Here is a 25,343-nt window from a genome sequence, read left to right as displayed (position 1 = left end):
TAGGGATGCACATGTCAAATTTTGAATTCCTGCAGAAGCAATATGCAGAGGCCGTTCAGGAAATAGCTCTGCTGAGGCGAGTCTTGTATTTGGTGAATGAGAGCTTGGATACAAACGCAGATGGAGCCGTTGCCGAGAAACATGCCGAAATGGGGGCTGCAACTCGCTATTACCGTATTGCTGACCAGGAGTCGAACGTCCTTGAGAAGACCTATGTTCTAGAGCTCGCAAAGCTTATGTTCCGCGCTGGTGTTATTCCGTCTTCGGAGATATTTGATGAGAGCGCCTACCTTTCCGAGAATCCTGATGTTGCGGGTGCTATTGCGACGCGGCGCTTTGGTTCAGGGTTCGAGCACTGGCTGGCGCACGGATTATCAGAGGGTCGCTCTGCAATGTCCAAAGTCGTAAGCGTTGATCGTCTTGGTGAAGAAGTGATTTCTGCCTATAGATCCTACAAAATCAAAAGGACTCAAAGGACCAAGTCTTGGTTGAACTCTTTGCTTCGTTTTTTCACAATAGCTCGTCAACGAGCGTAGGCGTCGTTGCTCATACGGACCGCGCTGGAGCACACCTGAAGCTAGCGTCAATTTGATAGACGCGTTTTTTAAGAATGCTTACCCCTCGAGCATCTGTCTGCGGAAAACCCGCTCCACTGTTAAGCCCAAAGCAAGTGTGACGAGACCGAAGCCCCAAACATACATTGGATCAACCAGTTTGTCGCTATAGCTTTCGTAATATGCGGTTCGCATCCACTCCACGCATTGCAAAACTGGATTGTAGGAAAGAGCAACGGCAATCTGATCAGGGAGATTTGAGGCCACAAACATGGTACCGGAGGAAATATACAGGCAGACCAGCGCAATTTGCCATACAGTTAGTATCATCGGCAAAAACATCCCGACGACCCCGACCAATGTTCCGCATCCGACGGCGAGCAGTATGACCGCCATGTAGCAGCTAACTGCTTGTTCCAGATCAAATGGCCATGGATTTTGACCAATCGCCCAGAGAATCACCATTATCACCGTCAGCGTTATAGATGACGAGATTATTTCTAGGCAGCCCCGGCCGAACATGACATCAAGTGATGTCACTACGGGAAATGCCAGCATAGGGGCGTTCATGAGAACAGAATATCCCATGAATCGGGAAACATACATAAAGGTCAAAGTCGGAACGAGGCCGGTTGCCAAAAATAGAGGCATACTCTCGCCAAATGCTGCGGCGCGACCAGCCAAGCTGTTAATGATAATCAGCACCACCATGTGCGTCAGAGACCAAAGCGGAACGATTGCAAAGCCGAGGCCATGATTGAAGAAACGGGTGCGCATGTCGCGTAAGATCACTGCGCTTAAAACGTTTTTCTCCGTGATCAGGGCTTCCAGGACTTGATGGCGTTTCGGCCGATCGTGAAATTTCATTGTTTTGCTCTGAGCCGTTACTGAGGCTACCGCTGCCCTGCCTACATATGCTAGTATCATCGCTTCATTGTTCGATCCAGCTTAAATAGTTGAGCAGCGTAGATGCTGATCCTTTGCTGGGTTCGGTAGTGTCAGTACCGGAGCATGTATGGATGCCCCCGTTCATGCAAGGCTTTTATCGAGCGATTTGGGCGTGTGATCGGGTGCGGTCATGTATCAGGCCTTTCGTCGCGACTCGATTTTGGCCGCTGGCCGGTATGGATTTACGCGAACCTGGTGCAAATCAATACTGCGAGCTCATGGCTCATTGCTCCGGATGCATTTCCAGGCTCACTCTCACCGATCTTTGTCCTTGCCGTTCGTTGACCTCCTCACACGCGGACGATTCCACCTGGCAACAGCGCAGCGTTTTGCTAGGCCGCGGCCGGGCTGGAATTCCTTTAAATTTCGTTCTTCGTCATCATGGCCCAGATCGTTCGTGCCATTTTGTTCGCGAGAGCAATTGCAACGAGCATGCGGGGCTTACGCGCGTAAGCGGTGTCTTGCTAACATATTGATTAAGGTTTCATAGCCGATATCCGGGCTAGCAGTGGTCATTGGCGCGGCAGCTTTCTCCTTTGCCATCATTCTTGAAATCGGTAGTATTCCAAGCCATCGCCAATGAACTGGTTGAAGCATGCTGAAAATAGATAGCGGGCGATTACAAGACCCGAAAAGCCTTTCACCGATTGAAATTGCCAAGGAATGCGAGACCCGTGGACGATTGATTGTTCAGTTCAGCAGGCAAGAAGCCTATACGCCCGCGATTTTGGCGTCGCTAAACGAAGCCTGCAGGCTTGCCGAAGATCGCCTTCAAGTGCGATTCTACGGACATTACGGCGGGCGTTTCGATGCAATGACTCTCCGTCATCTGCCTGAAACACGTAACCTCGCAGTCGATTGCCTGACTGCAATAGACAATGAGGATGAAATCGGGCAGCTCCCAAATCTGAGATCGCTTGACTTCGGGGTCTTCGAGCTGGACCGCCCTGACTTTCTGAGAACGATAGAAACTCGCCGTTTGGCGCGGCTCTCACTGGGTGAAAACCGCAAGCGGAACTTTGATCTTTCACCCCTGGCCGACTGCGAGATACTGGACAGCCTTTTTATCCAAGGCCACTCAAAAGGTATCGACGGGTTGGAAGGCGTGCCTCAGTTGGGGACGTTGACGCTAAGTGGCTATGCCAAGAAACATGCGCTGAATTTTGTGAACGGCATATCGGCACTGAAGGAGCTGAAGTTGATCTTGGGAGGCCGTTTCGACCTTGACGACCTGTCGAGCAAGTCACTTGAAATTTTGCAAATTATCCGTGTGCAGGGCTTGGCAACGATGGGTGATCTGTCTCGGTTTCCCGAACTGTCGGCGCTTCGCATTGAGGACCAGATTCAACTAAAACAGGTGGACCTGAACGGAGCGAGCCTGAAGCGACTTGCACTGATCAATTGCAAAAACCTGGTGGAGTTGCCTGGTTTGGAGACGCAGGATCAACTTCGGGAATTCTCAGCGTCCCGCGTAGCACTCGATCTTGACAGTCTGCGTGATCGGGAGTGGCCTTCAGCTACGCGATCTGTCAGGCTTTTCTCCAGCAGAAACAAATGGAACGATGACGCCGCAGCTCGGCTGACTGCGAGAAATCTCAATGAGAGGGTCGACCTCTGGCTTTGATCGCTGCAGGTTCTATTAGGCTTGATATCGCCAATTCGGGCCGACTGTTGTCCCCTTCGGGCGTTATACAGCCAAATGATTCCACGGCATCAACTCATCGATCCGATTTTGCTTGTGACCGTTTACGATAGCGGTGAGCGTGGCCGTCAGAAAGGCAAGCGGATCGACAGCGTTGAGCTTGCAGGTCTCGATGAGCGAGGCGATGATCGCCCAGTTCTCCGCTCCAGTGTCGTGTCTTGCGAACAGAGCATTCTTTCGGTTCAGCGCTATCGGCCTGATGGTTCGTTCGACCGTGTTATTGTCGATCTCGACGCGACCGTCGGTCAGGAAGATGCCGAGTCCGTCCCAGTATTTGGCTATATATGCCAGTGCTTCGCCGAGCGGCGATTTGCCAGCGACGCGGGCACGGTGATGCGTGAGCAAGGTCCGCATGTCCGCGACCAATAGGGCTGACCGTGCCTGCCTCCCAGCGAGTCGAGCGTCGGCGTCGAGCCCCCGCAGCTCTGCTTCGATGCGATAGAGTTCGCCGATCCGCTTCACGCCTTCCTCGGCAATCGGTGCAGAGCCGGTGCGAGTGATCTCGACCAGCTTGCGACGCGCATGCGCCCAACAATAGGCAAGTCGGATGTTCGGCCCAACACGATCCGGCGCGATCAGCCGATTATATCCCGCGTAACCGTCGACCTGAAGGATACCCGTGAACCCCTGCAATATCCGTTCGGCATGTTGCCCGCCGCGACCTGGCGCGTAGGTAAAGGCGACGCCCGGCGGCGCTCCTCCGCTCCATGGTTTGTCGTCACGAGCCAGCGCCCAGAAGTACCCGGTCTTGGTCTTGCGGGAGCCAGGATCGAGGACCGGCGCACGGGTCTCGTCCATGAACAGCTTGCTAGACCGCTTCAGGTCGGCGATCAGAGCGTCGAAGACCGGGCGCAGTTCGAATGCCGCCCGGCCGACCCAGTCGGCGAGTGTGGAGCGGTCGAGATCAACGCCCTGGCGGCTCATGATCTGGGCTTGGCGATAGAGCGGCAGGTGATCGGCATATTTGGAGACCAGCACATGCGCGATGGTCGCCTCCGTCGGCAACCCGGCGTGGATCAATCTTGCAGGCGCTGGAGCCTGGGCAACGCCGTCGGTGCAGGAGCGGCAGGCATATTTGGGGCGACGCGTGACGATGACGCGGAATTGCGCCGGAATGACATCCAGCCGCTCGGAGACGTCCTCGCCTATGCAATGCAGGCCGCCGCCACAGGCGCAGATGAGGCTTTCCGGTTCGATGATCTCCTCGACGCGAGGAAGATGAGCGGGAAGAGAACCGCGATTGGTAGCACGGAGTTTAGATTGCGGCTTCCCTGAGGGGCTATCGGCTTCATCTTCGGCGTGGGTCGCCGCTATGGCCGTCTCCAGGTCTTCCAGTGCAAGATCGAATTGTTCAGGGTCGGCCTTCTCGGATTTGCGGCCGAAGGCTGCCTGCTTGAAAGCGGCAACCAGCTTCTCCAGCCGCTCGATCCGGTCATCCTTGCGAACTTCGCGGGCTTGCGCCGCGATCAGCATGGCCTTCAGCGCAGCAATGTCGTCTGGAAGATCGGCGGCGTCCAACATGCCCCAAGTCTATCAAACCCCGTCAGGCTTTGCCGGAACAATCCGCTGCCCGAGTCATCGTGCCGCATCTATTCAATGGCGTCCGGCGGTCTCGCCTCTACGGAACGGACCCGACGCCAGTCAAGGCCCGCAAACAACGCTTCGAACTGTGCGTGGCCCAGCGTCATCAGGCCATCCTTGATGGTCGGCCACGTAAAGGTGTGTTCTTCCAGCCGCTTGTAGGCCATGACCAATCCGCTGCCATCCCAGTAAATCAGCTTCAATCGGTCTGCTTTACGAGACCGGAAGACGAAGACCGTTCCGGTAAATGGGTCCTTGTGCAGTTCGTTTTTGACCAGCGCCGCCAGGCCATCATGGCCCTTGCGGAAATCTACCGGCTTTGTCGCCACCATGATCCGGACGCGGTTCGATGGAAAGATCATGACGGAACCGCGCAGGCACGCGCGACAGCGGCGATGCGGGCGGCAGACGCACCTTCTTCCAGCCGAATGGTGACGGACCCGACGATGATCTCGGGACGGCTGGCTTTCTTGATGGGCGGTTTCGAAACAGGTAGATCGACGATTACCGCTGCGAACTCAACCGCGTTCTCGGGTTCTGGCAGAACCAGCTTGCCCTGCCGCGCCATCGTTCGCCAGGTGGAGAGGTGGTTCGGCTTCAAACCATGTCGCTCGGCAACCTCATTCACCATCACTCCGGGCCGAAGACTCTCGGAAACGATCTGCGCTTTTACCTCGTCCGGCCAGTGCCGATGACTCTCACGCCCAGACTTCCTGGTTGTGAGAAACTCCAATGTACTTTCCATGGAGAAACTCCCGTTGCTCGTCCATGGATAGGCGATCACAGATCAGGGCAGACAGGACAACGTGGGAGTGTAACAGCGGTTACTTACGCGCCAACATCGTAAGCGGTGAACTGAGACCGTTACTTCCGGAAGCTCCAGGGCATGAGGGCGTCGATATCGCTCGATGGCCATCCGGCGGCGATGCGTTCGAGGGTCTGCGTTAGCCAAGCGAACGGCTCTACCTCGTATCATCAGGAGTAGAGCTAAAAAGACCTATTGAAGGTAAGCGCTGTCTCGGTCCCCACCTTGAAGCTCCTACCGTTCGAAGACTGCCGTCGTGAAGGTGCGACGGCGCTTCGCCGCAACATAGGGCGTTCCGACAAGGTCGATCAGCGCTATTTTCGGGGCCGCATTGATGCCCACCACTTGTTCGAGATGCCGTTCAGATGATCACGAAGTCTGTCTTCAACATGCTCAGGGCTCCAAACAGCAGCGCATTCTAGGCAGTCCGCCTCTTCAAAGCTGAGCGGAGACTCGGCATTCGCGATGGCATCATACGCTGAAATTCTGCCCGAAATCCGGTCCTGCTTGAAAAACACCGCGCCGTCCAACGCGGACACCGTGGGTGGATCAACCTTTCCCACGATGGGCCATCGCCCGGACTTCGCAGCGCTGTCCATCACCCATAGCTTGAAGAGAACCGCTCGATCTCCCACGTCTTGAAACGGTTCTCCGCATTCGGAAATACCGTCGAGAAAAGCGAACAGCGGATTTGTTAGGGCAACGGCGTGAAATTGCTTTCCGTTTCCAATATCGATCCTAACGATATCGCCTCGTTTCTGCTTTCTGCCTCTGACCATCCCGCCCTCGCTGTTCTAGCAGCAAGTTTAGCGGGTGCCGAGAAGTCCGCAAAGGGCCGACGGAAGCCTTTGGTGCGTTTTTCTCCGCTGGATAATTCCACGGTAAGAGTTCGTCGATCCTCTGGTCTACCTGGCCAGCACGCTGACCGCCATCACCAATGGCCACAAGCAGAGGCAGATCGAGGAACTGTTCCCGTGGAATAGTGCTTAGTGGCCAGCGGCCTCACTCAGCCAAAATATGCCAAACGTAGAGCAGTCAACCCGGAGGGCTGTAAGCGTCTCCTCAATCGTTTGTGGAAACCCAGTCTGGGGGCAATCGGCGCTGTTCGGGAAAGCGTCTAGCCAGTTCTTCTTTGAACCTGCGTTCTCTCCAGATCGGCCCACCAATATGCCATTCTGCAGGCTCTGCCCCGAAGTCCGCTGTCAACCGTTTTGGGATGTGATGCTCTGCGTCCCAGGCAGCAATGATTTCCATGTCTTGGATCGCTGGATCATGCACCATCGTTTCGTGGCTAAGAGTATCACCTCGCCAGACGGAAACTTTGAGCGCGCCAACTGGCCACTGAACTATCATCCGGGGGTCAACAGACTTTGCAAGGGGCGCTCTCCCAAGCTTTTTCCAAAGGCCCGCGCGAAGGGCCCGTCCTATCGACGGATGGACGACGGCCACTGCCGTCATAACAGGCTCGGTAATTATATCATCGACAGCCGCAACGTGGCGGTCGCGCCGACGGAAAAACTCTATCACTTTATCCGCAGCTACTCGGCCATAATAAATCCATCCCTCTTCTCCAGCAATCGCATACAGAGTTCCAGGCTTCAAATCAGTTTTGGCAGAGGGATCAATCTCGAACATCGCGTCATCCTTGGACTGGTTCCCAAACGGCGTCAATAAAGGCATCAGGTTAAGCAACGGAATGCATCACGATGTGTGATGGCAACACCGCTTACGCTAAAGATGGCTATCGGGCCCTTGCCGTGAGCTTGATGCGGAGAGTTGATATTTGACGGTCATGCTGCTATTGCGAGTGATCACTCCAGATGCGGCACGCGGTGACCGCTTTTCTTATGTCAATCGACTATAGCCTTGTAGATGGGCCGCGAGGCGGGCTCACCTTTGATTTCATACCTTGCGACCACGACTTTTGCGGCCAGTTTGACTATGATCGCTTTAGTCCGGCTGTATTCAACATACGAGAAGAAGCTTTCTTGTTCATCGAGGGCTTGGTAGCCCGTTCCTTCCCTGATTGGTCGAGAACCCGTCGTCATTGGGGCACCACATGGATCGGGAAAGATACCTGGCTCGATATTATCTGTCGATTTGACGAACTCAGGCGTGACGTGAGGGGGAATGCCCCCCTGAGTGTGATTATGGACAAATACGTCTTGTACGCCGGATTGATGCCGCGCAAACATAAGTTCCATCGGAAAGCACTGCTGACATTCCTTGACCGGTTCGAGGAGCGCGTAACGATAGTGATCCAACACCATCCCTATTTGCTGATCGGCGGCATTTGACGCGTAACAACGCGATCCCACTATGACAGACCTTGACCACGCTACCTTTGAGGGCATTGCCGATCTCGTTTTGGAAGTGCCGTACTCAGACAATCATGTTCGGATGATCATTAACGATACATTGCCATGGACGGCCGATCAGGCTCTCTCGTTCCATGGATGGTCAGACGAAGAGATCATAACGTTTCAAATGGATTTCCTAGAGCAAAAGATAGACGCCTGCATAGGCGTTGCGGGAAGCGAGGCGTTCCGGCTCAGGCATCCGGACACTACCCGGGACAACATTCGGCTCGTGCTCAGGTTCAGGCATTTGCCTAGTCCAAGAGCGGAGGGATTTCTGATGCCGATCGAAAAGCGAGTGAAGAGCGAAGAAATGCAATTCCGCTACGGTTATGGTGGCGACGAAATGTAGCGCTTGACACAACCGAGCACTCGGCAGCCAGGATGGGCGAAATCCGCTAATACCGCGTGGCCTGCGCATCTGTCATAGATTTCAGTCAAGGTGTGACTGGCACACCGGTTACGCAAGGTCCGTAACCCTTGAGCGTCCACTCATCCGGCGTGCGCTTGATAGCTTCCCAGAGCTTAAGCTGCCTGAAGGACATCCGGCTCCAGCCGTCATTAATCTCGTCCCAAAGCTTCTCTTCTGGAAATGACACGGTGGCCTCCATGGCGGGCGATGATGCTATCCTGGGCTCTCAATAAATCGCTAGAGATGCATTTGCAATGAATGGAGCGACGGCTGCCGCCCACTCACGCCGACACTTTGCAGAAAGGCAAAAGAGAGGGTCAGTAGGCGGAATCGGGGTCAAAATTGTGCAACCGGCGTTTTGCAGCCCATTGATACTAGGTCGTGAACCCATAGATGAGTAACGGCACTGGAAAGGGGGCGTTTCCTCAATTACACTTATGGGATGGACTATCCCGATCAGATTGATGTTGTGTGGCTGGCTTCCGATCCAGTAGGGCAGGTGGCTGCTATGGTCACTGCAGGTGAAGGGCCGATCCCGATAGCGGTACTCGCACTCTCTGATTGCATCGCGATCGAGGAAGTGCTTCTCGGCCTACCTGTCATTGGAGAGGCTTTGCTGAACGTCCAGTTGCCCGACCCGACCAGTTTCGGTGAACTGAGTCGGCGCGATCTGTTCGTATACGACTGGACAGATGTCCATCGAACTAGCGCCCGCGCCCTACAATCGTACGAACTGATGTGCTCGCCTACTGTTCGGCTTAGGTCACATACCCATAAAATAGTTTTTGTTTTTAATGGATTGTGATTCACTGCTTCCGTTGATTTGGAGGCAGTGATGGCTCGCTTTGATTTGACGGATTTCGAATGGTCGGTGATTGAACCGCTTCTTCCAACGAAGGTACGCGGCAAGGCGAGGGTTGATGATCGGCGGGTGCTGAATGGTATCTTCTGGCGACTGAGAACGGGTGCGCCCTGGGCGGATATCCCGGCTCGATATGGTCCCTATACCACCTGCGTAAATCGCTTCAACCGGTGGCGCCATGCTGGGCACTGGGAGCGTATTCTCAACGCAATATCAGAAGCTTACGATGGCGACATCCAGATGATCGACAGCTCGTCAATCCGCGTACATCAACATGCTGCCAACGGCCAAAAAAAGAAGAGCGATCCGGTTGCATGGGTCGCTCGCGTGGCGGACTGACAACCAAAATCCATGCACTTGTCGATGCTGATGGCCGTCCAATCTTGCTGAAGCTGACGCCAGGCCAAGCGCATGATGGACGTTCGGCTGCCGATATGTTCGAGACTGTTCGGGCCGGAAATATCCTTCTGGCTGATCGTGCCTACGACAGCGACGCGTTGCGCCAAAACCTCAAAACCCGTGGCGCATGGGGATGTATTCGCCCTATGCCAAACAGGGTCAATATTCCCGTCTTCAGCCCATGGCTCTACAAACAGCGCAACGCGGTCGAGCGGTTCTTCAACAAACTCAAACACTTCAGAGCAGTCGCAACTCGATACGACAAACGCGACGACAACTTCCTCGCATCCGTCCAGCTAGCCTCAATTCGAATTTGGCTCCGATCTTATGAGTCGGTCACCTAGTCCTGAGGATTTGCCCGTGGAGCTACTCGCCCTAGCTTACAGTGCTAAGGCTGCGTTCGGTGATGTCTTCATTCGGGCCGTTGATGAACGAATTACCTAAACCCTTCCCGGCGAGCGACATTCTGATTCAAGGTCGCCATGAGCCGATATGACTTGACCGACCGCGAGTGGCGCGTGATCGAGCCGGTGCTACCCAACAAGCCAAGGGGCGTTCGCCGTGTCGTAAGCGGTGAACTGAGACCGTTACTTCCGGAAGCTCCAGGGCATGAGGGCGTCGATATCGCTCGATGGCCATCCGGCGGCGATGCGTTCGAGGGTCTGCGTTAGCCAAGCGAGCGGATCAACATCGTTCATTTTGGCCGTTTGAATGAGTGTTGAGATCGTCGCCCAAGTCCGTCCGCCGCCGGCATTACCGGCGAATAGGCTATTCTTGCGAACGATTGCAATCTACCGAACATACTGCCCATATCGGGGAAGAAGTCGAGATCCATTACCGCTGGCACGCGCTGTATGGTCGGTTTGTCCGCCGTCACTACGGGGAGCAACGCCGCGGATCCGACGTCATCGTTGTTGAGCACGAACCTGGAGTGACGACGGTCGTGGAGCGGTGGATGTTCGACCGCGCGATCTGTGCTGCCATGAAGTTGGGAGAGCCGCAGGTATCGTTACAAGCGCTGACGGACCTCGATCGGGTACTCAAGGATCATCGACTCAGGCAAGTCTTTTCGGATGGCGCAACTGTTATCGAGGAGGCATGTGATGAAAGCGCGGCGGCACCGCGCCATCGCAAAACGACCCTGCCAGCTCAGCACGACGTTGGAAACGCCCGAGCTGACGCGGATGAACGCCGTGGAGCGACAAGCCATGATTTTGCGCCTTGCGCAATTGATCCTGCAGGCGGGCGGGACAAAGATCACGAGGACAGCGATGACGCACGTTGATCTTCCCACATCGCTTTTGAAGCGTAAGGCCGTTGTCTATGTCCGTCAGTCCACTCCTGCGCAGGTGCAACTCAATCGCGAGGGCGAACGTGCCGCAAGCGGCACAGACTAGCACGCCTGGAGCTATCCTTTGCTCTTCGGACAAAGATCGGTCTTCTGTTTATCCATGACTGATTGTGCCTTCAGATCATTGTTTTCATTGTTGACGAATGAGGCTGCAGAAAGGCGATCGCGCAATATCCGGGTGATCGTACCTTGCTTAGCCAGAGCATAAGCAACCTCATGTTCTCCTATTCCGACGTCCTGAACGACAATATTCCGTAGACCTGTCAGTGTCTTCGCATGGGTCTCATCAAGGCTATGAGCGGAATGGTAGTAGATCAAAGCTTCGCCGGGCGGCGATCTCCTCACTAGGTCCGATAGATCAAGATCGTCGTACCCGATCATGTTGATCTCGGTCATCTTCGCTTCCCAGCGGAGATCTTGGTTCGGCAGAAGGAAGTCACTGTGAATGTTGATCTGCGGCGCGATTGAGAGACAGTGATCAGCTTGGAGAAGGCAGGCATACAAGAGCGCGCCGTGACCACCCATAGAGCTGCCTATCGTGATGATCTTCGTTATTCCGTGTGTGGCGACATAGGCCTTTATGCTGGCAATCGTATGCGTGAGAGATGGGCTAAATCCGAGGCATGCGGAATGGTACCAGTGCTGGAAAGAGTCCCGCATGAATATCTTGTGAGTTGCGAATTCGCCGACGATGTTTTGCCACTCGAAGTTACCGGCCGGAACAGAATGACCACCATAGCTAGTAAAGGCGATTACGAGTTCAGTGCTTCCGATCATCGGAAGGATTAAGCAGTCCTGTCTCATTTGATGGTCGCCTCTATTCTACTTGCACTGCATCACTTGATCCAATCCACATCGTCTGACAATAGGGGCAACAAAGGCTGGGCGGAGTGTTGGCCCATCGCTTTAATCTTATTGAAGTCTTCAGCCATTTGTCACGGTCTCCGGCTCTCCAGAAATGCGAAACTCCGGGCTGTTCTGTCAAGTCCTTTCGTATCGAAGAAGCAAATGAAACTCGTCCAGAGCGCGGGCCGAGTGCTTAAGCGTTCGCTAAGTTTGCGGATGATCTAGGCGTTGGTCGCGATCACACTGGTCGACTTAGCGTTTGCAGGACATCGCATTCGTCCCAAAGTCTTTTGTCTTTGCGAACACGTGCTTCTTGCAGTCCGGCTTCAGAAGCCGTCGGCAAGCTTGAGATGCCGCTGATGACATTGTCAGCATCTTGAAGGCGACGCGCACATTGTGAAGGCGTGGGTCAGACCTCCAAGATAGCCTTAATAACCCCCGCCTCTGGCTGCAGCCACTCCTTAAACAGCACAGCCCCTTCCTCGATCGCCCCGCGATGGGTGTTTAGCGCCGCCGCCGGAACACGGCCATTCTCCATTTGCCTCACAACCTCCGCAAAATCATCGGGCTGCGCATTGCGGCTAGCAAAGAGCGTGGTTTCACGCTTGTGAAATTCCGGATCGGAAAAGGTGATATCGTCGCGAACGACGCTGACGAGTACGTAGCGTCCAGCGTGGGCGACAAAACCGAAGCCGCGTTGCATGGCACGGGCATTGCCGGTCGCGTCGATCACCACGTCGAAGAAATCGCCGTCGGTGAGGCGTTTTGCATGGGCTTCGGCCTCGTCATTGGCGAGCAGCGTCCGGTTAGCACCGAGCGAGGCGATCGTGAATTCGAGGCGGTCCTCGCGCATGTCCATGACGGTCACGTCGGCGCCGCGCGTCTTGGCGAAGATGATGGCGGACATGCCGATCGGGCCGGCGCCGACGACGAGAACGCGGTCGGTCGCGGTGACGCCGCCACGCTTGACGCCATGGGCGCCGATCGCCAGGAATTCGATCATCGCGGCTTCGTCCAGCGAGGCCTTGCCGGCAGAGACGACATTGGGCTCCGGCACGCAGATGAATTCCGTCATGCCGCCGTCGCGATGGACGCCGAGGACGGCAAGGTTCTGACAGGCATTGGTTACACCGCGGCGGCAGGCAATGCATTTGCCGCAGGCGAGATAGGGAACGATATAGACGTTCTCTCCTTTTTTCAGGCGGCTCGATCCGCCCGCATCCTCGACCGTGCCGGAGAGCTCGTGGCCCATCACGCGTGGATATTCGAGGAAGGGATGCTTGCCCTGATAGATGTGAAAATCCGTGCCGCAAATACCGATGCGTCTGATGCGCACCAAAACCTCGCCTTCCGCAGGGGTGGGGACATCGCGCTCGATCAGGGATAGGCGGCCGGGTTCGTCACAGATCAATGTTTTCATGGCAATACGCTCTCGATGGGCCGACGACGCCGACCATAGCTGTTAGAATTCCGTATCCTATTGAGGTCGCAAGTCGGATGCGCGGCGGCCGTTTGACGTCCGGAATACGAGCCTCACCGGTCTGCCACTCACTTAGCATCTGAATGTCCTATAGTCTCACGACGCTGTCTCGTTCAAAGGATAACGGGCTGCAATTTGCCTCAGTATGGGCGCCTCTGATGCGCTGCCCGCTTTCTCGGCCCAGTACAGGAAAGCACGGATGCGCCGGGCCACCTTTTCGGGGTGATGCTGGGCGATATCGGCGATGCGATGATCGAGGAAGGGATTAAGGAAACGATCGAACGTCGTTGTCACATAGCTCGTCGCCTCATCGCCCATGCCGTTTGCGGCAAAGCCGGGCAAGACTTCGTTTCGATAGAGCGCGTCCAGCCTTGCGCGAATGCCGGCATCGGCAAGGATGGCGCGCACGGTCTCGTCGGCTGGCCGGCCCTCTCTTTGCCAGGTTTCAGCAAGGAACGTATGGCCGAGATTGAGAATATGCAGCTTGAGGCGCTCGTAGGGCTCAAGATCCTCGGTCAGCATGATGCTCTCATGTGTACAAGGCAGCCGGACGCCCGGCGCGCGCTTGATCGCCCAAAGCGCATAGGGCTCCGCGACGGCGCCGATCGGCTCAATCGGCTCGGAGACGATCCGGTCGACCAGGGTCTCGGCAAAGGCGACATTTTCGTCCAGCCAGGCAAGAAAGTCGGGTGCCACGCCGTTCTGTTTGACGCAGTCGACGACGGTTTGCTTCAGGACGCGGCCATTCCCGGTCATCAATTCGCAGGGAAGAATCACCAGCGGGCGGCCGGATGCTTGCCAGCGCTTGACGAGAAGTGTTGCAAGTTTGGCCGGAAACGAGCGTGGAATTCGACCGTCCTCGCCGAAGCCATCCTCGTCGGGCCAGGTTTTATATCCCGTTTCGCCGGTGTTGGAGATGATGAATTCGGCATCTTCGGCGAAGAGCTGCGAAAGCTCTTCCCAATGATCAAGGGCGGACATGCCACGATCGACGCTGGTGACGCGTACCGTGCGGTCGACAGCTTGGCCATTCGACATGCCGCGGATGATGACCGGGTAGCCCTCTGGATTTCCGAATGCGCCGACGCGCCCGCTTCTATTGCTGGAACCAGAAATCTGGACCACAGTGATCGGGCCGACATCCTGGCCGGATTGCCTGGCCTCGTGCACGAAGAATGCCGCATGCGCCTGTAAAAAACGGCTGGTGCCGAACTGGATGATCCGCGAGCTCACGCCAGGGTCTCCGTGCCTTCGGGGCAAGTCACTGTCATTCGCGTGCTGTGTTGAGACGTGGACATCCATCGATCCTCCCGGTGAATGTTTTTTATCTATAGAAAACAGATTGCGCCGAACGTCAAGGGTTTTTAGATGAATAAAGCAAAGGCAATGACGTTGCGCTCAGTGGAGGGGACCGATGTGAGGGACAATCACGACATGCCGGCAATGGAAGCAAGCCTGCAGCCACAGTGATCAGCAATTCTTCATAGAAATCACAACAAAATGTCATAAATTATGTGATTTTGTCGCTACTATCCGTTATGAACCAATCGAGATGATGCGTCGCACTATGGAAGCTTCGCTTATGAAACGGACGGCGTCCGATACTTTCCAAATATTGACGATTTTTCGACGCCAGAGACTCCGTTCCCGTGTCGTAAACCAGCGCGCCGCTCAGGGGCATCGTCCACGCGATCTTAGCCACCCATCATGACCAGGAGAAAGTTGAATGGCACGTATCACCTTGAGGCAACTGCTCGATCATGCCGCTGAAAACGGCTACGGCGTTCCTGCTTTCAACATCAACAATATGGAGCAGGCGCTCGCCATCATGGAAGCGGCTGATGCCGTTGGGGCACCGGTGATCATGCAGGCGTCGAGAGGGGCCAGGGCCTACGCCAACGACATCATGCTGAAGCATATGATGGACGCCGTCGTCGAAATCTATCCGCATATTCCGGTCTGTGTGCATCTCGACCATGGCAATGATGCCTCAAGCTGCATGACGGCGATCCAGGCCGGCTTCACCTCCGTGATGATGGACGGTTCTCTCAAGGTCGATGCGAAGACGCCCGCGGATTGGGACTATAATGTCGGCGTGACGAAGACGGTCACCGACATGGCGCATCTCGGTGGCATATCCGTCGAAGGCGAACTCGGCGTGCTGGGTTCGCTGGAAACCGGCATGGGCGAGGCCGAGGATGGCCATGGCGCCGAAGGCAAGCTTTCGCATGATCAGCTACTTACCAATCCGGACGAGGCCGTCAAATTCGTGCGGGAAACCAAGGTCGATGCGCTGGCGATCGCGATGGGTACCTCGCATGGCGCCTATAAATTCACCCGCAAGCCTGACGGTTCGGTGCTGGCGATGAACGTGATCGAGGAGATCCACCGCAAGCTGCCCAACACGCATCTCGTTATGCACGGCTCTTCGTCAGTTCCTGAGGAGTTGCAGGAGATCATCAACAAATATGGTGGCCAGATGAAGCCGACCTGGGGCGTGCCCGTTGAAGAGATCCAGCGCGGCATCAAGAATGGTGTGCGCAAGATCAACATCGATACCGACGGCCGCATGGCGATGACCGGCCAGATCCGCCGCGTGCTGCAGGAAGACCCGAGCGAATTCGATCCGCGCAAATATATGAAGCCGGCCATGGCTGCGCTGACGAAGCTCTGTAAGGAACGTTTCGAGCAGTTCGGTACGGCCGGTCACGCCTCGCGGATCCAGCCGCTTTCCGTCGCCGAAATGGCGAAGCGCTACAAGTCCGGCGCGCTGGACCCGATCTTCTCCTGATTTTGAGCGATCAGCGTGCCGCCGGGCTCGCGGCCCGGCGCGCGCTTTCCTCGGTCAAGGTGCGGCCGTGGAATTTCGATAGCGAGGTGACGACATCGTCGATCTCCTTGGCCAGTCGTTGCGCATCCCACTGCAGGGCTGCCGCCGCGATCGCACCAATTTCGCGCAAACCCTGCGTGGTCAGTAGTCCCTCGATCGCCATGGTCGTGCGGCGGAAGACGATGTCGGACAGATGCACGACAAGCTCCTGGCGGGCGATCCAATCGATTTCGAGGGCGCTGTGGCGCGCCGCGCCGCTGATGCGCTGGCTATCCGTGTAGTCCGAACGATGGGCGAGGATCGCCGCCGCGGTCGTGCCGTATCGGCTCAGCAGCTCGTCGACCCTGCTTGCCTCCACACCGGTCTTTGCGGCGATCGATCGGATCCAGCCCGCGCGCTCGCTGGAGCTTACCGGGAAATTCGATCCGCCGCCGATGGCCAGCCGCTCGGTGGATGTCTTGCGCGTGCGCTGAAGGCGCTTCAGCACGGTATCGGACACTTCCTCGGCGAAACCCCGGAAGGTCGTCCACTTGCCGCCAACGAGGGAAATAACGGGGAAGGGCCGTCCGGCCTGCGCTTCGACGACCGGTGCGGAGTGGTCGCGACTGATCAGGCCCGGCGACGAGGCGTCCGAGGCGGGCAGGGGGCGGATGCCGCTATAGCTATAGGTCACCTGTTCCCGCTCGAAGTGAAGACCCGGCAAAAGCGCTCGGACGCTATCGAGGAAATATTCGATTTCCGGCTCTTCGCAGCGCACATTGTCGGGGTCGTCGCAGGGAATGTCGGTCGAGCCGACCAGCGCCTGGCCGAGATAGCCATAGACCAGGCAGATGCGGCCGTCATCGGCCTCGAAATAGATCATGTGGCCATTCAGGCTGCGCACCAGTTCGGGGTGATCGAGCAGGATATGCGATCCCTTTGTTCCGCCGATCAGGTGAGAGGGAGCGCCGAGCGCCGCATTGACGTGATCGATCCACGGGCCAGCGGCATTGACGACAAGCTTCGGCTTCACCGAAAAGGCATATCCGTCCGAGCGTTGGAAGGTGAGCAGGCCGTCGGTCGCAGACACCAGCTTCGTGGCGTTTGCCGCCAATGACTTCTCATTGGCCCCTAGTCCGTCGCTGACCAACTCGTAGACCAGCCGTTCCGGCCGGCTGATCTTGGCGTCGTAATAGATGCCGCCGGCGACGATCTCAGGCGTCACATGCGGCATTTCCTTGAGCGCGCGGCTTTTCAGCAGGAACCTGTGGCGCGGCATCACCCGGTTGCGCGAACCGAAGAAATCGTAGAGCGCAAGCCCGATCTTGACGAGGACGGCGCCGCGGCTTCGGGGAGCGGTGGTCGAGCCCGTCAGCGTGCGAAGGGCTGCCCATATGCCGCGCGTCCAGGAGAAGATCGGCACGAATGTCGGCAGCGGTTCGACGCAATGCGGCGCGTTCTTCAAGAGCAGATTGCGCTCGAGCGCCGACTGCGCGACCAGCGCGAATTCGCCGGTTTCCAGATATTTCAGGCCGCCGTGAATGAGGCGCGATGGCGCAGCACTCGTTCCCGAGCCGAAATCGGATTTATCGACGATGAGGCAGTTCACGCCCTGGGCGCAAAGGTCGCGAAACAGCCCCGCGCCATTGACTCCAGCGCCGAGGATGACGACGTCGACATCTCCGTCTTGAAGTCGGGAAAAGCGTTGTTTCAGATCGGCGGCCATATCGGTCATAACATCATGGTCCTGGTGAACGGCCGCGAAAACAGATCGTTCGCGCAGCCCAATTGGCTGTCTAGTCTTGGGAGGGTTGAGCTGCGAGATTGCCGAGCCTCGGCCAGAGCGGCGTCATGGCGTCGGCGATGTCCTTGAAGAGTTCATAACGCACCCGGTAGCCGGCGCTGCGGGCGGAATCGGGGTGATAGGTCGTGGCGATCCTGACGACATCGCGTGGGTCGCTCTGCGGATCGGCATAGATCCCGACGCCGGCGCCGGCGCAGAGAGCAGCACCCCAGGCGGCCGCCTCATCGGTTTCCGTCACAGTGACGGGAATTCCAAGCACGTCGGCAAACATCTGCACGACGATCGGATTGCGCGATACGCCACCCGCAAGCCTCGCCTGATTGAAGGAAAAACCGTCACTTAACGCATCGACATGGATCTTGTGGTTGAAGGCGATACCTTCGAGAACGGCGCGCAGCATGTCGCCGCGGTCGTGCCAGCCGCCAAGCCCGAAGAAGCCGGCGCTCGCCGCCGCACCGTAGGGGGAGCCGAACAGGTAGGGATGGAACAGCGCGCTCGAGGGTCGGTTGAAGGCGGCCTCGATTTCCGGTGCCAGTAGGGCGTGGATTGAATGGCCAGTGGCTTCGGCGCCCGTGCGTTCGTTGGAGCAGAGCTGGTCCAGAAACCAGTCGTAGTTGGCCGTCGATGCCGGCGAGATCGACATATTGTTCCATTGGCCCGACGCAATGGCGTTGCGGCAGAACCAGCGGCGATCGACACGCGGCTCCGAGGACAGCGTTTCGTTGATCGAATAGGTGCCGGCGATCACGGCGACGACACCTTCGGCATAACCCCCGGCACCGAGCGCGGAGGCCGTCACATCGTGCAGGCCGGCGACGACAGGTGTTCCCTCGGCAAGGCCCGTGCGTTTGGCGACCGCTGCCGTCACATGGCCGACGACCTCATCGGATCGCGAGGCGTGCGGCAGCGCGCCCACCAATTCGTCCACACCGAAAAGCTTCAGCGCATCCGGCGAATAATCCTGAGTCGAGACGTCGGTAAAGGAGGTGCTGGCCTCGGTGCGGTCGGTTCCGGCGACGCCGGTCAGGCAGAAGCGCAGCCAGTCCTTGCAGCTCAGGATATGGCCGATCTCAGCGAAGCGGGCCGGCTCGTGCTCCTTGATCCAGGCGAGCAACGCCGAAGGGGCTGATACGTGCGGCACCTGGCCTGTGAGCACCAGGGATTGGTCGGCGACCGGCCCTGTCAGCCATCGCTCCACGATCGATCCGGCACGGCTGTCGAGCGAAAGAATGGCGCGTCCGAGCGGCTTCTTTGATCTGTCGAGTAGATAGATCCCGTCGCCATGCGCAGTCGCGGCAATTGCCTGAATGTCGCTTGCGGGGCGATTGCTGAGCTTGATCGCCTCGGCTATGGCGTCGGCCGTCGCCGTCCAGAGCTGGTCCATGTCGCGTTCGACATGGCGGGCCTTGGGCATGAATTGCGTCACACGGCGGCGGGCGGCGGCAAGCGGCGTTCCGTCGATGTCGAAGATCACCGCCTTGGTGACGGTGAGACCGCTGTCAATTCCGAGCAGACTCGGCATTCCTGTTACTCCTGATGGTGGACGATCTCAGGCCGCCCCGCGGGGCTCAACCGTCAGGATCGCTCCTTGTCGCTCCTGGCGACGACCACATTGATATTCTTGTTCTGCATGCGCTCGAGATGGGCAGCGGGCGTTTTCTCATCGACGATGACGACATCGAACTCGCTTAAGGACGCGAAACTATGCAGCGCCCGGCGGTCGAATTTCGTGTGGTCGGTGAGCAATATGCGTTTGGCGGCACTGTTGAACATGGCCCGCTTGATGTCGACGATCTCGGGAGACTGGTGAAACACCACGTCGTCGATGATGGCCGACATCGAAATGAAGGCAACATCGGCTCGCAACCGATTGATCTCGTTGATGGTCATGCGCCCCATGAAGGCGTTGCACCAGTTGTAGTACTGCCCGCCAAGCGCCAGGAGCGTCACGTCGTGCATGTCCTTCAATGCGTTCATCAGCGTCAGAGAATTCGTGATCGCCGTCAGCGGCACCTTGGCCGGCAGTTGCGAGGCCATCTGCAGCACGGTGGTGGAATCGTCGAGGAAGATCGCCTGGCCCGGTTCGATGAACTGGATGGCGGCCGCGGCGATCAACTTCTTTTCGCTCGCCTGCCGGTTGGCGCGATAGACATCGCTCGATTCGATCAGGCTGGTGGCGGTCGCCGTGACGATGCCGCGCGTCTTGCGGAAGAGACCGCGAGCCACCAGTTCGTCGACATCGCGATGCGCCGTCATCAGGCTGATGCCGAAGCGCTCGGTGAGATCCTCGATCCGCATCGACCCCTCAGCCATGACGGCCTCGGCGATCAACTGGCGCCGGGCGAGCTGGCGGGAATGCCGGCTGTCGCTAGGCAGTTCGTCTTGCAGGAACGATGCGGGGCTTGTTTTCTGGGTCACTTTGGCCTCTGAGGCTGAGCCTTACGGGTGTCCGCTTGGTGCCATGAATATCATGTCAAGGCAAAAAGACTATAGAGAACAATTTGCTATTTGGTTTACCGAAAGTTCTGCTTGATGTCCGGTAGGGTCTTCAAGCTGTAACGACGCAAGGGTGGGGACGCCGTTGCCGGCGTCCCCGATATCATTACTGCGACAGGACGAACGGTCCCGTGTACTTGTCGACATTGTCCTTGGTGATCAGGATGCAATCGAAGAGCTGCTTTTCGCTCGTGGCGCCGGTCTTGCCCGTCTTGATGAAGCTGTCGGCTTGCTTGACGGCCTCTGCGGAGAAGACTGCGACCGGCTGCAGAACCGTATATTGCAGTTCGCCGGCCTTGATGGCGGCAACAGCGTCCGGGGAACCGTCGAAGCCGCCGACCTTGATATTGGCGAGCTTGCCGGCTTCCTTGAGGGCGGCAATCGCGCCGAGCGCCATTTCGTCATTGCCGGAGATCACGCCGATGATATCGGGGTGAGCCTGCAGCATGGACTGCATCTTGTTGTGGCCCTGGGTGCGATCCCAGTTGGCGACTTCCTTGGCGACCTTCTTCAGATCCGGATACTGCGTCAGAACGGTTTCATAGCCGTTAGAGCGGGTGGCGGCGTTGTTGTCGGAAGGCGCGCCGAACAGTTCGGCATACTTGCCTTTATCGCCAACAGCCTCGACCCACTGCTGCGCACCGATAGCGGCACCCTGGGCGTTGTTGGAGACGAGCTGTGCCTTGGCGAGGCCTTCCTGGTTGATTTCAGCATTGACCAGGAAAACCGGGATGCCGGCAGCAACGGCCTTCTTGACCGCACCGACGGAACCATCGGCATTGGCCGGGTCGAGAATGATAGCAACCGACTTGTTGGTGATGGCCGTGTCGATCAGGTTGCTCTCGGTGTTGGTGTCGCCCTTATGCGCACCGACCGTTGCCGTATAGCCGAGCTTTTCGGCTGTTGCCTTGGCGACATTGCCTTCCGTCAGCCAATAGGGGTTGGACGGATCGTTGACGATGATCGTCATCTGGCCGGCGGCCCATGCTGCTCCCGTCAGAAGCGGTGCAACCGCAACCGCTGCCATGATAATGCGCATACCTTTTTTAAACATTAGTCTCTCTCCCTTTTGATGAGCTTAGATGTTACCGGCGAACCGGCGGTGCTTTCTCCGATCGGCTGTAATCACCGATCGGTGACAAGTTGGAGTGCAATGCGTCAGCCGGATTTGGCCCGACGTCCGTATTGGATGCTGTTCATGAGCACTGCGAGCACGATGACCGCGCCGGTGAAGACGGTCTGCCAGTAGGCCGAGACACCGATGATCACCAGGCCGTCCGAAAGGAATCCGATGACGAAGGCACCGAGCATCGTGCCGCGCACCGTGCCGCGACCGCCTGTCAGCGCCGCGCCGCCGATGACGACAGCGGCAATCGCGGTCAGTTCATAGGTGGTGCCGGCTGTCGGGCCGGCCGATGTCAGCTGCGAGGACAGCACCAGCCCTGCAATGGCGGCGCAGACGCCGGAAAACACGTAGACGAGAATCTTGACCTGCTTGACCGGGACACCGGAAAGATCGGCGGCGCGCTCATTGCCGCCCGAGGCATAGAGCCAGCGGCCGAAGGCGGTACGGCTGAGAACGACGCCGCAGATGATTGCAAGCGCGGCGAGCACGATGACGCCGATCGGGACGCCGGCGAGACGATTGAAGCCGAGCCAGTCGAAGCCGGTATTGCCGAGCTCCGGCCGACCGCCGAGATTGTTGTAGGTAAGACCGTTGGTCATCAGCAATGCGATGCCGCGCGCGACATAGAGGACGCCGAGCGAGGCGACGAACGCCGGAACCTTCAGGTATGCGATGAGCACGCCGTTGACAGCGCCGACGACGGCGCCGAGCGCGCAAGTCAAGATGACGACGGCCCAGACCGGCGGATAGAGAATGACGCCGAAGCTCGAAATGGTGACGCCCTGCATCAGGAAGCCGGCGATACAACCGGCAAGGCCGAGGGTAGATCCAACAGACAGATCAATGCCGCCATTGAGGATGACCAGCAACATGCCGATGGCAAGAATGCCGAAGATGGCGACATGCGAGGCCATGGTCAGGAAGTTGCTGAGCGAGAAGTAATAGGGCGACAGGAAGGAGAAGACCGCGATGATGACGATCAGCGCGAAGAAGGCGCGCCCTTCCAGGATCAGCCGCACGAGGTTGAAATTCCGCCGCTGTCCGTTCGAAATGGGTTTCTTTTCAGTGATGTTCGTGACTGACATAATCAGTGCTCCATGAATGCGGCTAGTGCGCGACCACTGCTTCGCCGGAGGCGGCCATGATCTTCTCTTTGGGGACGTCGGGACCGAATTCGGCTGATATCTTGCCGCGGTGCATGACGATGATGCGATGGGCGATGCTGAGGCACTCGGCGACTTCCGACGTCGAATAGATCACTGCAAGGCCTTCCTTGGCGCGCTCGGCAAGCAGCTTGAAGACTTCGGCCTTCGCGCCGATATCGATGCCGCGGCTCGGCTCGTCGAGCAGGATCACCTTCGGCGCCGTCGCAAGCATCTTGCCGATGACGACCTTCTGCTGGTTACCGCCTGAAAGCGAACCGATCGCAGCGTCGCCGCCATCGGTCTTGATATGAACCTTGCGGATCGAGGTGTCCACCAGCGCCCGCTCGCGGCCGCCGGACGTGAAGAGACCCTTGGTGAAGGCGCCGATACTGGCAAGCGACAGGTTCGAGCCGACGGTCATCGTCTGGACGAGACCGTCCCGCTGCCGGTCTTCCGGCACCAGAACCAAGCCTTGGGCGATGCGGCCGGCAATGCTGAGATGGCCGACGTCGTTGTTCCCAAGCAGAACGTGGCCGCCGCTCGATCTCAGGCGTCCCGCGACACATTCGAGCAACTCGGTGCGTCCGGCTCCCATGAGTCCGTAGATGCAGACGATCTCGCCGGCCCGGACCTGTAGCGACATGCGGTCGACGGCGTTGTAGGCAGCACCAGACGGGCCGGGAACGGTAAGGTTGTCGATCGTCAACGCGACGTCGCCCATCTTGTGGCCGGTCGGCGGGCTGCCGAGATCGAAATTGTCGCCGACCATATTGCGCACGATCCATTCGAGATCGATGTCCTTGCGCTCAGCGTAGGCCGTCATATTGCCGTCGCGGAGCACGACGGCATGGTGGGTGATCTGCAGCGCCTCTTCCAGATGATGCGAGATGTAGACGATTGACACACCACGCGCCGTCAGGTCGCGAATGACCTTGAACAAGACCTCGACTTCGGTGGCGCTGAGGGCCGATGTCGGCTCGTCCATGATCAGGATGCGCGAATTGACCGAAAGAGCGCGGGCGATTTCGACGATCTGCTGCTGGCCGAGGCGCAGATCCTCGACAGGCGTCATCGGGTCGATATGCTCTTCGAGTTCCTCCATCAGCGCCCGTGTCTGGCGCTCTTCCTCGGCGAAATCGACGACACCGCCCTTCATGATCTCGCGACCCATGAAGATGTTGTCGCGCACGCTAAGATTGGGCGCGAGGCTCAATTCCTGATGGATGATCGAGATGCCGCAGGAGCGCGCATGTGTCGACGAAGCGAAGCTGATCGGGTTGCCGTCGAGGATGATTTCGCCTGATGTCGGCTGTATGACCCCGGAGAGGATCTTCATCAGCGTTGACTTGCCGGCACCGTTCTCACCGAACAATGTCGTGACTTCACCGCGCCGAATATCGAAATTCACGCCCTTCAGTGCGTGGACGCTGCCATAGGACTTGGCGACGTTGCGGGCAGCGAGAACGACTTCGCCTGTGCCGGCTTCTTTTTCCTCTGCCTGGCTCATTTCAGTTCGACCTTCACAGGGGTGACCAGCCAGTTCTTGGGATTGATGAGCTTGAACACGCCGATAACCGTTGCCGTCTTGCCCGTCAGCTTCTCGGGATCAAGACTGCCGAGGGTCGCCTTCTTCATCTCGTTGTTGATGGCGGAGCCGGCATCCTGATATTCGATCTGGTTGGTGAACTGGCCGAATTGGATCTTACCGGTCGCATCGCGAAGATCGGTGCCGTTGATCGCCGGGCCGGTCTGCACTCGAACGGTGATACCCTCAGGCAGGCCCTCCACCTTGAAGTCGTTGAGGTTGGCCTTGCGGTCGCCAAATGTACCTGACAGCGAGACGGGAAGCACGGGGCCGGTGCTGGTGGCGACACCATATTTCGTGCCGGCGGCCTTCTTGTCGGCCAGAACGGCATTGCCGAGCGTCACCGCGTCGACAGCTCGCTGTTGGACATCTGCCAGAACCTTCGGAAATTCCTGGGCGCCATAGGCTTCCGGCGAGAAGGCCTGCTCGCGCACATCATGCGTGGAGCCGATCTTGACCACCTTTGTATCGGCGGCAATGGCGCCGATCACGATCACGACGGCGGCAATACCGGCGACGATCTTGAGCTTGGAGCCGGTCGGCTTGGCGGTTGCGTATTGAATTTGCGTATTCATGTTCAAACGACCTTCGGCATATCAGCCGGATTGCCTGATGGAGAACGAGAAGAAAGGCGCTGCGATCGTGGCAACGATCTAGCGAGGGCCTAGCGCGCCACATCGGGCATGCAGACGCTCTGCTCGGTTTCGGGACAGGCCGTCACCGGAAGGAAAATTCAACATCAGGAGCCTCCTCAGCATGCGGGCGTCCGTCTCCTCCAGCCGCCCAATGGAACCCACAATCATCTCGTTTCCGTAATAATTGTGATAGAAGTGTGTTAATAACTGCAAATCATATGTTATAAATTTCAGAGCGTGTCAACTGCCATCTGTTGCGTTTCGTGAGCCGGCCATCTCCCCATACGCTGGCGTTCCGTACTTCGAGTATGCCGCAAGCCCTCTTTAATGAACCAGTTTTGCAGCCACGCCGAATTGTCTGCATATGAGACGCGTTCTCAAAAGAAAGCCGTTCCAAACAATTGATAAATATGAACATTATTCGTGCCCGTGTGAATGAAGGCTAT

26 protein-coding genes and 3 pseudogenes are annotated in these 25,343 nt (G+C 57.6%); 9 read left to right on the top strand and 20 right to left on the bottom strand.

Annotated elements, in window-relative coordinates:
• Positions 1-11 precede the first annotated feature (11 nt).
• Complete coding sequence (locus AB8B29_RS25330) at positions 12-536, top strand: hypothetical protein (protein WP_156143691.1); 525 nt, start codon at positions 12-14, stop codon at positions 534-536.
• Between the two features lie 78 nt (positions 537-614).
• Here AB8B29_RS25330 and AB8B29_RS25325 read toward each other — a convergent pair whose 3' ends face one another.
• Positions 615-1,421 carry a capsular biosynthesis protein gene (locus AB8B29_RS25325; protein ID WP_037200328.1) on the bottom strand — a complete coding sequence of 269 codons (807 nt, stop codon included), beginning with the start codon at positions 1,419-1,421 and terminating at the stop codon, positions 615-617.
• 676 nt (positions 1,422-2,097) lie between these two features.
• Between AB8B29_RS25325 and AB8B29_RS25320 the strand changes: the two genes are divergently transcribed.
• Positions 2,098-3,126, top strand: a complete 1,029-nt coding sequence (locus tag AB8B29_RS25320; RefSeq protein WP_037200304.1) for a hypothetical protein — start codon at positions 2,098-2,100, stop codon at positions 3,124-3,126.
• 63 nt (positions 3,127-3,189) lie between these two features.
• Here the strand turns inward: AB8B29_RS25320 and tnpC are convergent, their stop codons facing one another.
• The 5 genes and pseudogenes from tnpC to AB8B29_RS25295 all read right to left on the bottom strand — a co-directional run bounded on the left by tnpC (position 3,190) and on the right by AB8B29_RS25295 (position 6,369).
• A complete protein-coding gene (tnpC, locus tag AB8B29_RS25315) occupies positions 3,190-4,725 on the bottom strand; it encodes an IS66 family transposase (protein ID WP_037200306.1) in 1,536 nt (511 codons plus the stop codon).
• A 68-nt stretch (positions 4,726-4,793) separates the two neighbouring features.
• Positions 4,794-5,147, bottom strand: a complete 354-nt coding sequence (gene tnpB / locus AB8B29_RS25310; RefSeq protein ID WP_037200307.1) for an IS66 family insertion sequence element accessory protein TnpB — start codon at positions 5,145-5,147, stop codon at positions 4,794-4,796.
• Positions 5,144-5,530, bottom strand: a complete 387-nt coding sequence (tnpA, locus tag AB8B29_RS25305; RefSeq protein WP_037200309.1) for an IS66-like element accessory protein TnpA — start codon at positions 5,528-5,530, stop codon at positions 5,144-5,146. The genes tnpB and tnpA overlap by 4 nt, the downstream gene beginning before the upstream one ends.
• Before the next feature lie 119 nt (positions 5,531-5,649).
• Positions 5,650-5,751, bottom strand: a pseudogene (locus tag AB8B29_RS25300) (transposase domain-containing protein); the annotation flags it as partial.
• 153 nt (positions 5,752-5,904) lie between these two features.
• The gene (locus tag AB8B29_RS25295; RefSeq protein ID WP_081938859.1) at positions 5,905-6,369 is read right to left on the bottom strand and encodes an Imm26 family immunity protein; all 465 of its coding nucleotides are present in this window, start codon (positions 6,367-6,369) and stop codon (positions 5,905-5,907) included.
• A gap of 121 nt (positions 6,370-6,490) precedes the next feature.
• Here AB8B29_RS25295 and AB8B29_RS25290 point away from each other — a divergent pair, with 121 nt between their 5' ends.
• Complete coding sequence (locus AB8B29_RS25290) at positions 6,491-6,580, top strand: hypothetical protein (protein WP_439006919.1); 90 nt, start codon at positions 6,491-6,493, stop codon at positions 6,578-6,580.
• A gap of 72 nt (positions 6,581-6,652) precedes the next feature.
• Here the strand turns inward: AB8B29_RS25290 and AB8B29_RS25285 are convergent, their stop codons facing one another.
• Positions 6,653-7,225: a hypothetical protein gene (locus tag AB8B29_RS25285; RefSeq protein WP_037200310.1), complete on the bottom strand. Its 573-nt coding sequence runs from the start codon at positions 7,223-7,225 to the stop codon at positions 6,653-6,655.
• Positions 7,226-7,440: 215 nt separating this feature from the next.
• On the bottom strand, positions 7,441-7,860 hold the full coding sequence (locus AB8B29_RS25280) for a hypothetical protein (RefSeq protein WP_156143692.1): 420 nt from the start codon (positions 7,858-7,860) through the stop codon (positions 7,441-7,443).
• Between the two features lie 49 nt (positions 7,861-7,909).
• Here AB8B29_RS25280 and AB8B29_RS25275 point away from each other — a divergent pair, with 49 nt between their 5' ends.
• Positions 7,910-8,299 carry a hypothetical protein gene (locus AB8B29_RS25275; protein WP_037200313.1) on the top strand — a complete coding sequence of 130 codons (390 nt, stop codon included), beginning with the start codon at positions 7,910-7,912 and terminating at the stop codon, positions 8,297-8,299.
• Positions 8,300-8,384: 85 nt separating this feature from the next.
• Here AB8B29_RS25275 and AB8B29_RS25270 read toward each other — a convergent pair whose 3' ends face one another.
• On the bottom strand, positions 8,385-8,546 hold the full coding sequence (locus AB8B29_RS25270; RefSeq protein ID WP_156143693.1) for a hypothetical protein: 162 nt from the start codon (positions 8,544-8,546) through the stop codon (positions 8,385-8,387).
• A gap of 648 nt (positions 8,547-9,194) precedes the next feature.
• Here AB8B29_RS25270 and AB8B29_RS25265 point away from each other — a divergent pair.
• A protein-coding gene (locus AB8B29_RS25265) for an IS5 family transposase (RefSeq protein ID WP_423742918.1) occupies positions 9,195-9,964 on the top strand; the annotation gives its coding sequence in 2 pieces (ribosomal slippage) (positions 9,195-9,534 and positions 9,534-9,964; 771 coding nt in all).
• Positions 9,965-10,102: 138 nt separating this feature from the next.
• Positions 10,103-10,201, top strand: a pseudogene (locus AB8B29_RS25260) (IS5/IS1182 family transposase); the annotation flags it as partial.
• 6 nt (positions 10,202-10,207) lie between these two features.
• Here the strand turns inward: AB8B29_RS25260 and AB8B29_RS25255 are convergent.
• A pseudogene (locus tag AB8B29_RS25255) lies at positions 10,208-10,408 on the bottom strand (transposase domain-containing protein); the annotation flags it as partial.
• Between AB8B29_RS25255 and AB8B29_RS25250 the strand changes: the two are divergent.
• Both AB8B29_RS25250 and AB8B29_RS25245 read left to right on the top strand, forming a co-directional pair.
• On the top strand, positions 10,405-10,905 hold the full coding sequence (locus tag AB8B29_RS25250; RefSeq protein ID WP_439006777.1) for a hypothetical protein: 501 nt from the start codon (positions 10,405-10,407) through the stop codon (positions 10,903-10,905). The pseudogene AB8B29_RS25255 and the gene AB8B29_RS25250 overlap by 4 nt on opposite strands.
• Positions 10,892-11,017 carry a hypothetical protein gene (locus AB8B29_RS25245; protein WP_439006936.1) on the top strand — a complete coding sequence of 42 codons (126 nt, stop codon included), beginning with the start codon at positions 10,892-10,894 and terminating at the stop codon, positions 11,015-11,017. The genes AB8B29_RS25250 and AB8B29_RS25245 overlap by 14 nt, the downstream gene beginning before the upstream one ends.
• An 11-nt stretch (positions 11,018-11,028) precedes the next feature.
• On the opposite strand, the gene AB8B29_RS25240 is transcribed toward AB8B29_RS25245, so the two are convergent.
• From AB8B29_RS25240 to AB8B29_RS25230, 3 genes are all read right to left on the bottom strand, one after another.
• Positions 11,029-11,775, bottom strand: coding sequence for a hypothetical protein (locus AB8B29_RS25240; protein ID WP_037201268.1), 747 nt, complete (start codon positions 11,773-11,775; stop codon positions 11,029-11,031).
• 451 nt (positions 11,776-12,226) lie between these two features.
• Entirely contained in the window at positions 12,227-13,237 is a 1,011-nt protein-coding gene (locus AB8B29_RS25235) for a zinc-binding alcohol dehydrogenase family protein (protein WP_037201267.1), read from the bottom strand.
• Between the two features lie 156 nt (positions 13,238-13,393).
• Positions 13,394-14,530: a D-mannonate oxidoreductase gene (locus AB8B29_RS25230; protein WP_037201265.1), complete on the bottom strand. Its 1,137-nt coding sequence runs from the start codon at positions 14,528-14,530 to the stop codon at positions 13,394-13,396.
• Positions 14,531-15,023: 493 nt separating this feature from the next.
• Here AB8B29_RS25230 and fba point away from each other — a divergent pair, with 493 nt between their 5' ends.
• Positions 15,024-16,088, top strand: coding sequence for a class II fructose-bisphosphate aldolase (fba, locus tag AB8B29_RS25225; RefSeq protein WP_037201263.1), 1,065 nt, complete (start codon positions 15,024-15,026; stop codon positions 16,086-16,088).
• A 10-nt stretch (positions 16,089-16,098) separates the two neighbouring features.
• Here the strand turns inward: fba and AB8B29_RS25220 are convergent, their stop codons facing one another.
• The 7 genes from AB8B29_RS25220 to AB8B29_RS25190 form a co-directional block, all read right to left on the bottom strand.
• Positions 16,099-17,841 carry a glycerol-3-phosphate dehydrogenase/oxidase gene (locus tag AB8B29_RS25220; protein ID WP_037201261.1) on the bottom strand — a complete coding sequence of 581 codons (1,743 nt, stop codon included), beginning with the start codon at positions 17,839-17,841 and terminating at the stop codon, positions 16,099-16,101.
• 61 nt (positions 17,842-17,902) lie between these two features.
• Positions 17,903-19,432: an FGGY-family carbohydrate kinase gene (locus AB8B29_RS25215; protein WP_037201260.1), complete on the bottom strand. Its 1,530-nt coding sequence runs from the start codon at positions 19,430-19,432 to the stop codon at positions 17,903-17,905.
• Positions 19,433-19,485: 53 nt separating this feature from the next.
• Positions 19,486-20,328 carry a DeoR/GlpR family DNA-binding transcription regulator gene (locus AB8B29_RS25210; RefSeq protein ID WP_037201257.1) on the bottom strand — a complete coding sequence of 281 codons (843 nt, stop codon included), beginning with the start codon at positions 20,326-20,328 and terminating at the stop codon, positions 19,486-19,488.
• A gap of 184 nt (positions 20,329-20,512) precedes the next feature.
• Positions 20,513-21,460, bottom strand: coding sequence for a D-ribose ABC transporter substrate-binding protein (locus AB8B29_RS25205; protein WP_037201256.1), 948 nt, complete (start codon positions 21,458-21,460; stop codon positions 20,513-20,515).
• 104 nt (positions 21,461-21,564) lie between these two features.
• Positions 21,565-22,617, bottom strand: a complete 1,053-nt coding sequence (locus AB8B29_RS25200) for an ABC transporter permease (RefSeq protein ID WP_092577636.1) — start codon at positions 22,615-22,617, stop codon at positions 21,565-21,567.
• 22 nt (positions 22,618-22,639) lie between these two features.
• Positions 22,640-24,184, bottom strand: a complete 1,545-nt coding sequence (locus AB8B29_RS25195; protein WP_047639594.1) for a sugar ABC transporter ATP-binding protein — start codon at positions 24,182-24,184, stop codon at positions 22,640-22,642.
• A complete protein-coding gene (locus tag AB8B29_RS25190) occupies positions 24,181-24,837 on the bottom strand; it encodes a DUF2291 domain-containing protein (protein WP_439006776.1) in 657 nt (218 codons plus the stop codon). Before AB8B29_RS25190 ends, AB8B29_RS25195 begins: the two co-directional genes overlap by 4 nt.
• Positions 24,838-25,343 lie beyond the last annotated feature (506 nt).

The sequence above is a fragment of the Rhizobium sp. 11_C7_N12_5 genome (assembly GCF_051811145.1).
GTDB classification, from domain to species: Bacteria; Pseudomonadota; Alphaproteobacteria; order Rhizobiales; family Rhizobiaceae; genus Rhizobium; species Rhizobium lusitanum.
The sequence above is the reverse complement of the archived record's forward strand: the minus strand, read 5'-3'. Positions and strand labels throughout refer to the sequence as shown.

What these genes read in the sequence shown, in the direction of transcription:
- AB8B29_RS25330 (WP_156143691.1), top strand. Translation starts at nt 12, where the DNA reads ATGTCAAATTTTGAATTCCTGCAGAAGCAATATGCAGAGGCCGTTCAG.
- AB8B29_RS25325 (WP_037200328.1), bottom strand. Translation starts at nt 1,421, where the DNA reads ATGAAATTTCACGATCGGCCGAAACGCCATCAAGTCCTGGAAGCCCTG.
- AB8B29_RS25320 (WP_037200304.1), top strand. Translation starts at nt 2,098, where the DNA reads ATGCTGAAAATAGATAGCGGGCGATTACAAGACCCGAAAAGCCTTTCA.
- tnpC (WP_037200306.1), bottom strand. Translation starts at nt 4,725, where the DNA reads ATGTTGGACGCCGCCGATCTTCCAGACGACATTGCTGCGCTGAAGGCC.
- tnpB (WP_037200307.1), bottom strand. Translation starts at nt 5,147, where the DNA reads ATGATCTTTCCATCGAACCGCGTCCGGATCATGGTGGCGACAAAGCCG.
- tnpA (WP_037200309.1), bottom strand. Translation starts at nt 5,530, where the DNA reads ATGGAAAGTACATTGGAGTTTCTCACAACCAGGAAGTCTGGGCGTGAG.
- AB8B29_RS25295 (WP_081938859.1), bottom strand. Translation starts at nt 6,369, where the DNA reads ATGGTCAGAGGCAGAAAGCAGAAACGAGGCGATATCGTTAGGATCGAT.
- AB8B29_RS25285 (WP_037200310.1), bottom strand. Translation starts at nt 7,225, where the DNA reads ATGTTCGAGATTGATCCCTCTGCCAAAACTGATTTGAAGCCTGGAACT.
- AB8B29_RS25280 (WP_156143692.1), bottom strand. Translation starts at nt 7,860, where the DNA reads ATGGTGTTGGATCACTATCGTTACGCGCTCCTCGAACCGGTCAAGGAA.
- AB8B29_RS25275 (WP_037200313.1), top strand. Translation starts at nt 7,910, where the DNA reads ATGACAGACCTTGACCACGCTACCTTTGAGGGCATTGCCGATCTCGTT.
- AB8B29_RS25245 (WP_439006936.1), top strand. Translation starts at nt 10,892, where the DNA reads ATGACGCACGTTGATCTTCCCACATCGCTTTTGAAGCGTAAGGCCGTT.
- AB8B29_RS25240 (WP_037201268.1), bottom strand. Translation starts at nt 11,775, where the DNA reads ATGAGACAGGACTGCTTAATCCTTCCGATGATCGGAAGCACTGAACTC.
- AB8B29_RS25235 (WP_037201267.1), bottom strand. Translation starts at nt 13,237, where the DNA reads ATGAAAACATTGATCTGTGACGAACCCGGCCGCCTATCCCTGATCGAG.
- fba (WP_037201263.1), top strand. Translation starts at nt 15,024, where the DNA reads ATGGCACGTATCACCTTGAGGCAACTGCTCGATCATGCCGCTGAAAAC.
- AB8B29_RS25220 (WP_037201261.1), bottom strand. Translation starts at nt 17,841, where the DNA reads ATGACCGATATGGCCGCCGATCTGAAACAACGCTTTTCCCGACTTCAA.
- AB8B29_RS25215 (WP_037201260.1), bottom strand. Translation starts at nt 19,432, where the DNA reads ATGCCGAGTCTGCTCGGAATTGACAGCGGTCTCACCGTCACCAAGGCG.
- AB8B29_RS25205 (WP_037201256.1), bottom strand. Translation starts at nt 21,460, where the DNA reads ATGTTTAAAAAAGGTATGCGCATTATCATGGCAGCGGTTGCGGTTGCA.
- AB8B29_RS25200 (WP_092577636.1), bottom strand. Translation starts at nt 22,617, where the DNA reads ATGTCAGTCACGAACATCACTGAAAAGAAACCCATTTCGAACGGACAG.
- AB8B29_RS25195 (WP_047639594.1), bottom strand. Translation starts at nt 24,184, where the DNA reads ATGAGCCAGGCAGAGGAAAAAGAAGCCGGCACAGGCGAAGTCGTTCTC.
- AB8B29_RS25190 (WP_439006776.1), bottom strand. Translation starts at nt 24,837, where the DNA reads ATGAATACGCAAATTCAATACGCAACCGCCAAGCCGACCGGCTCCAAG.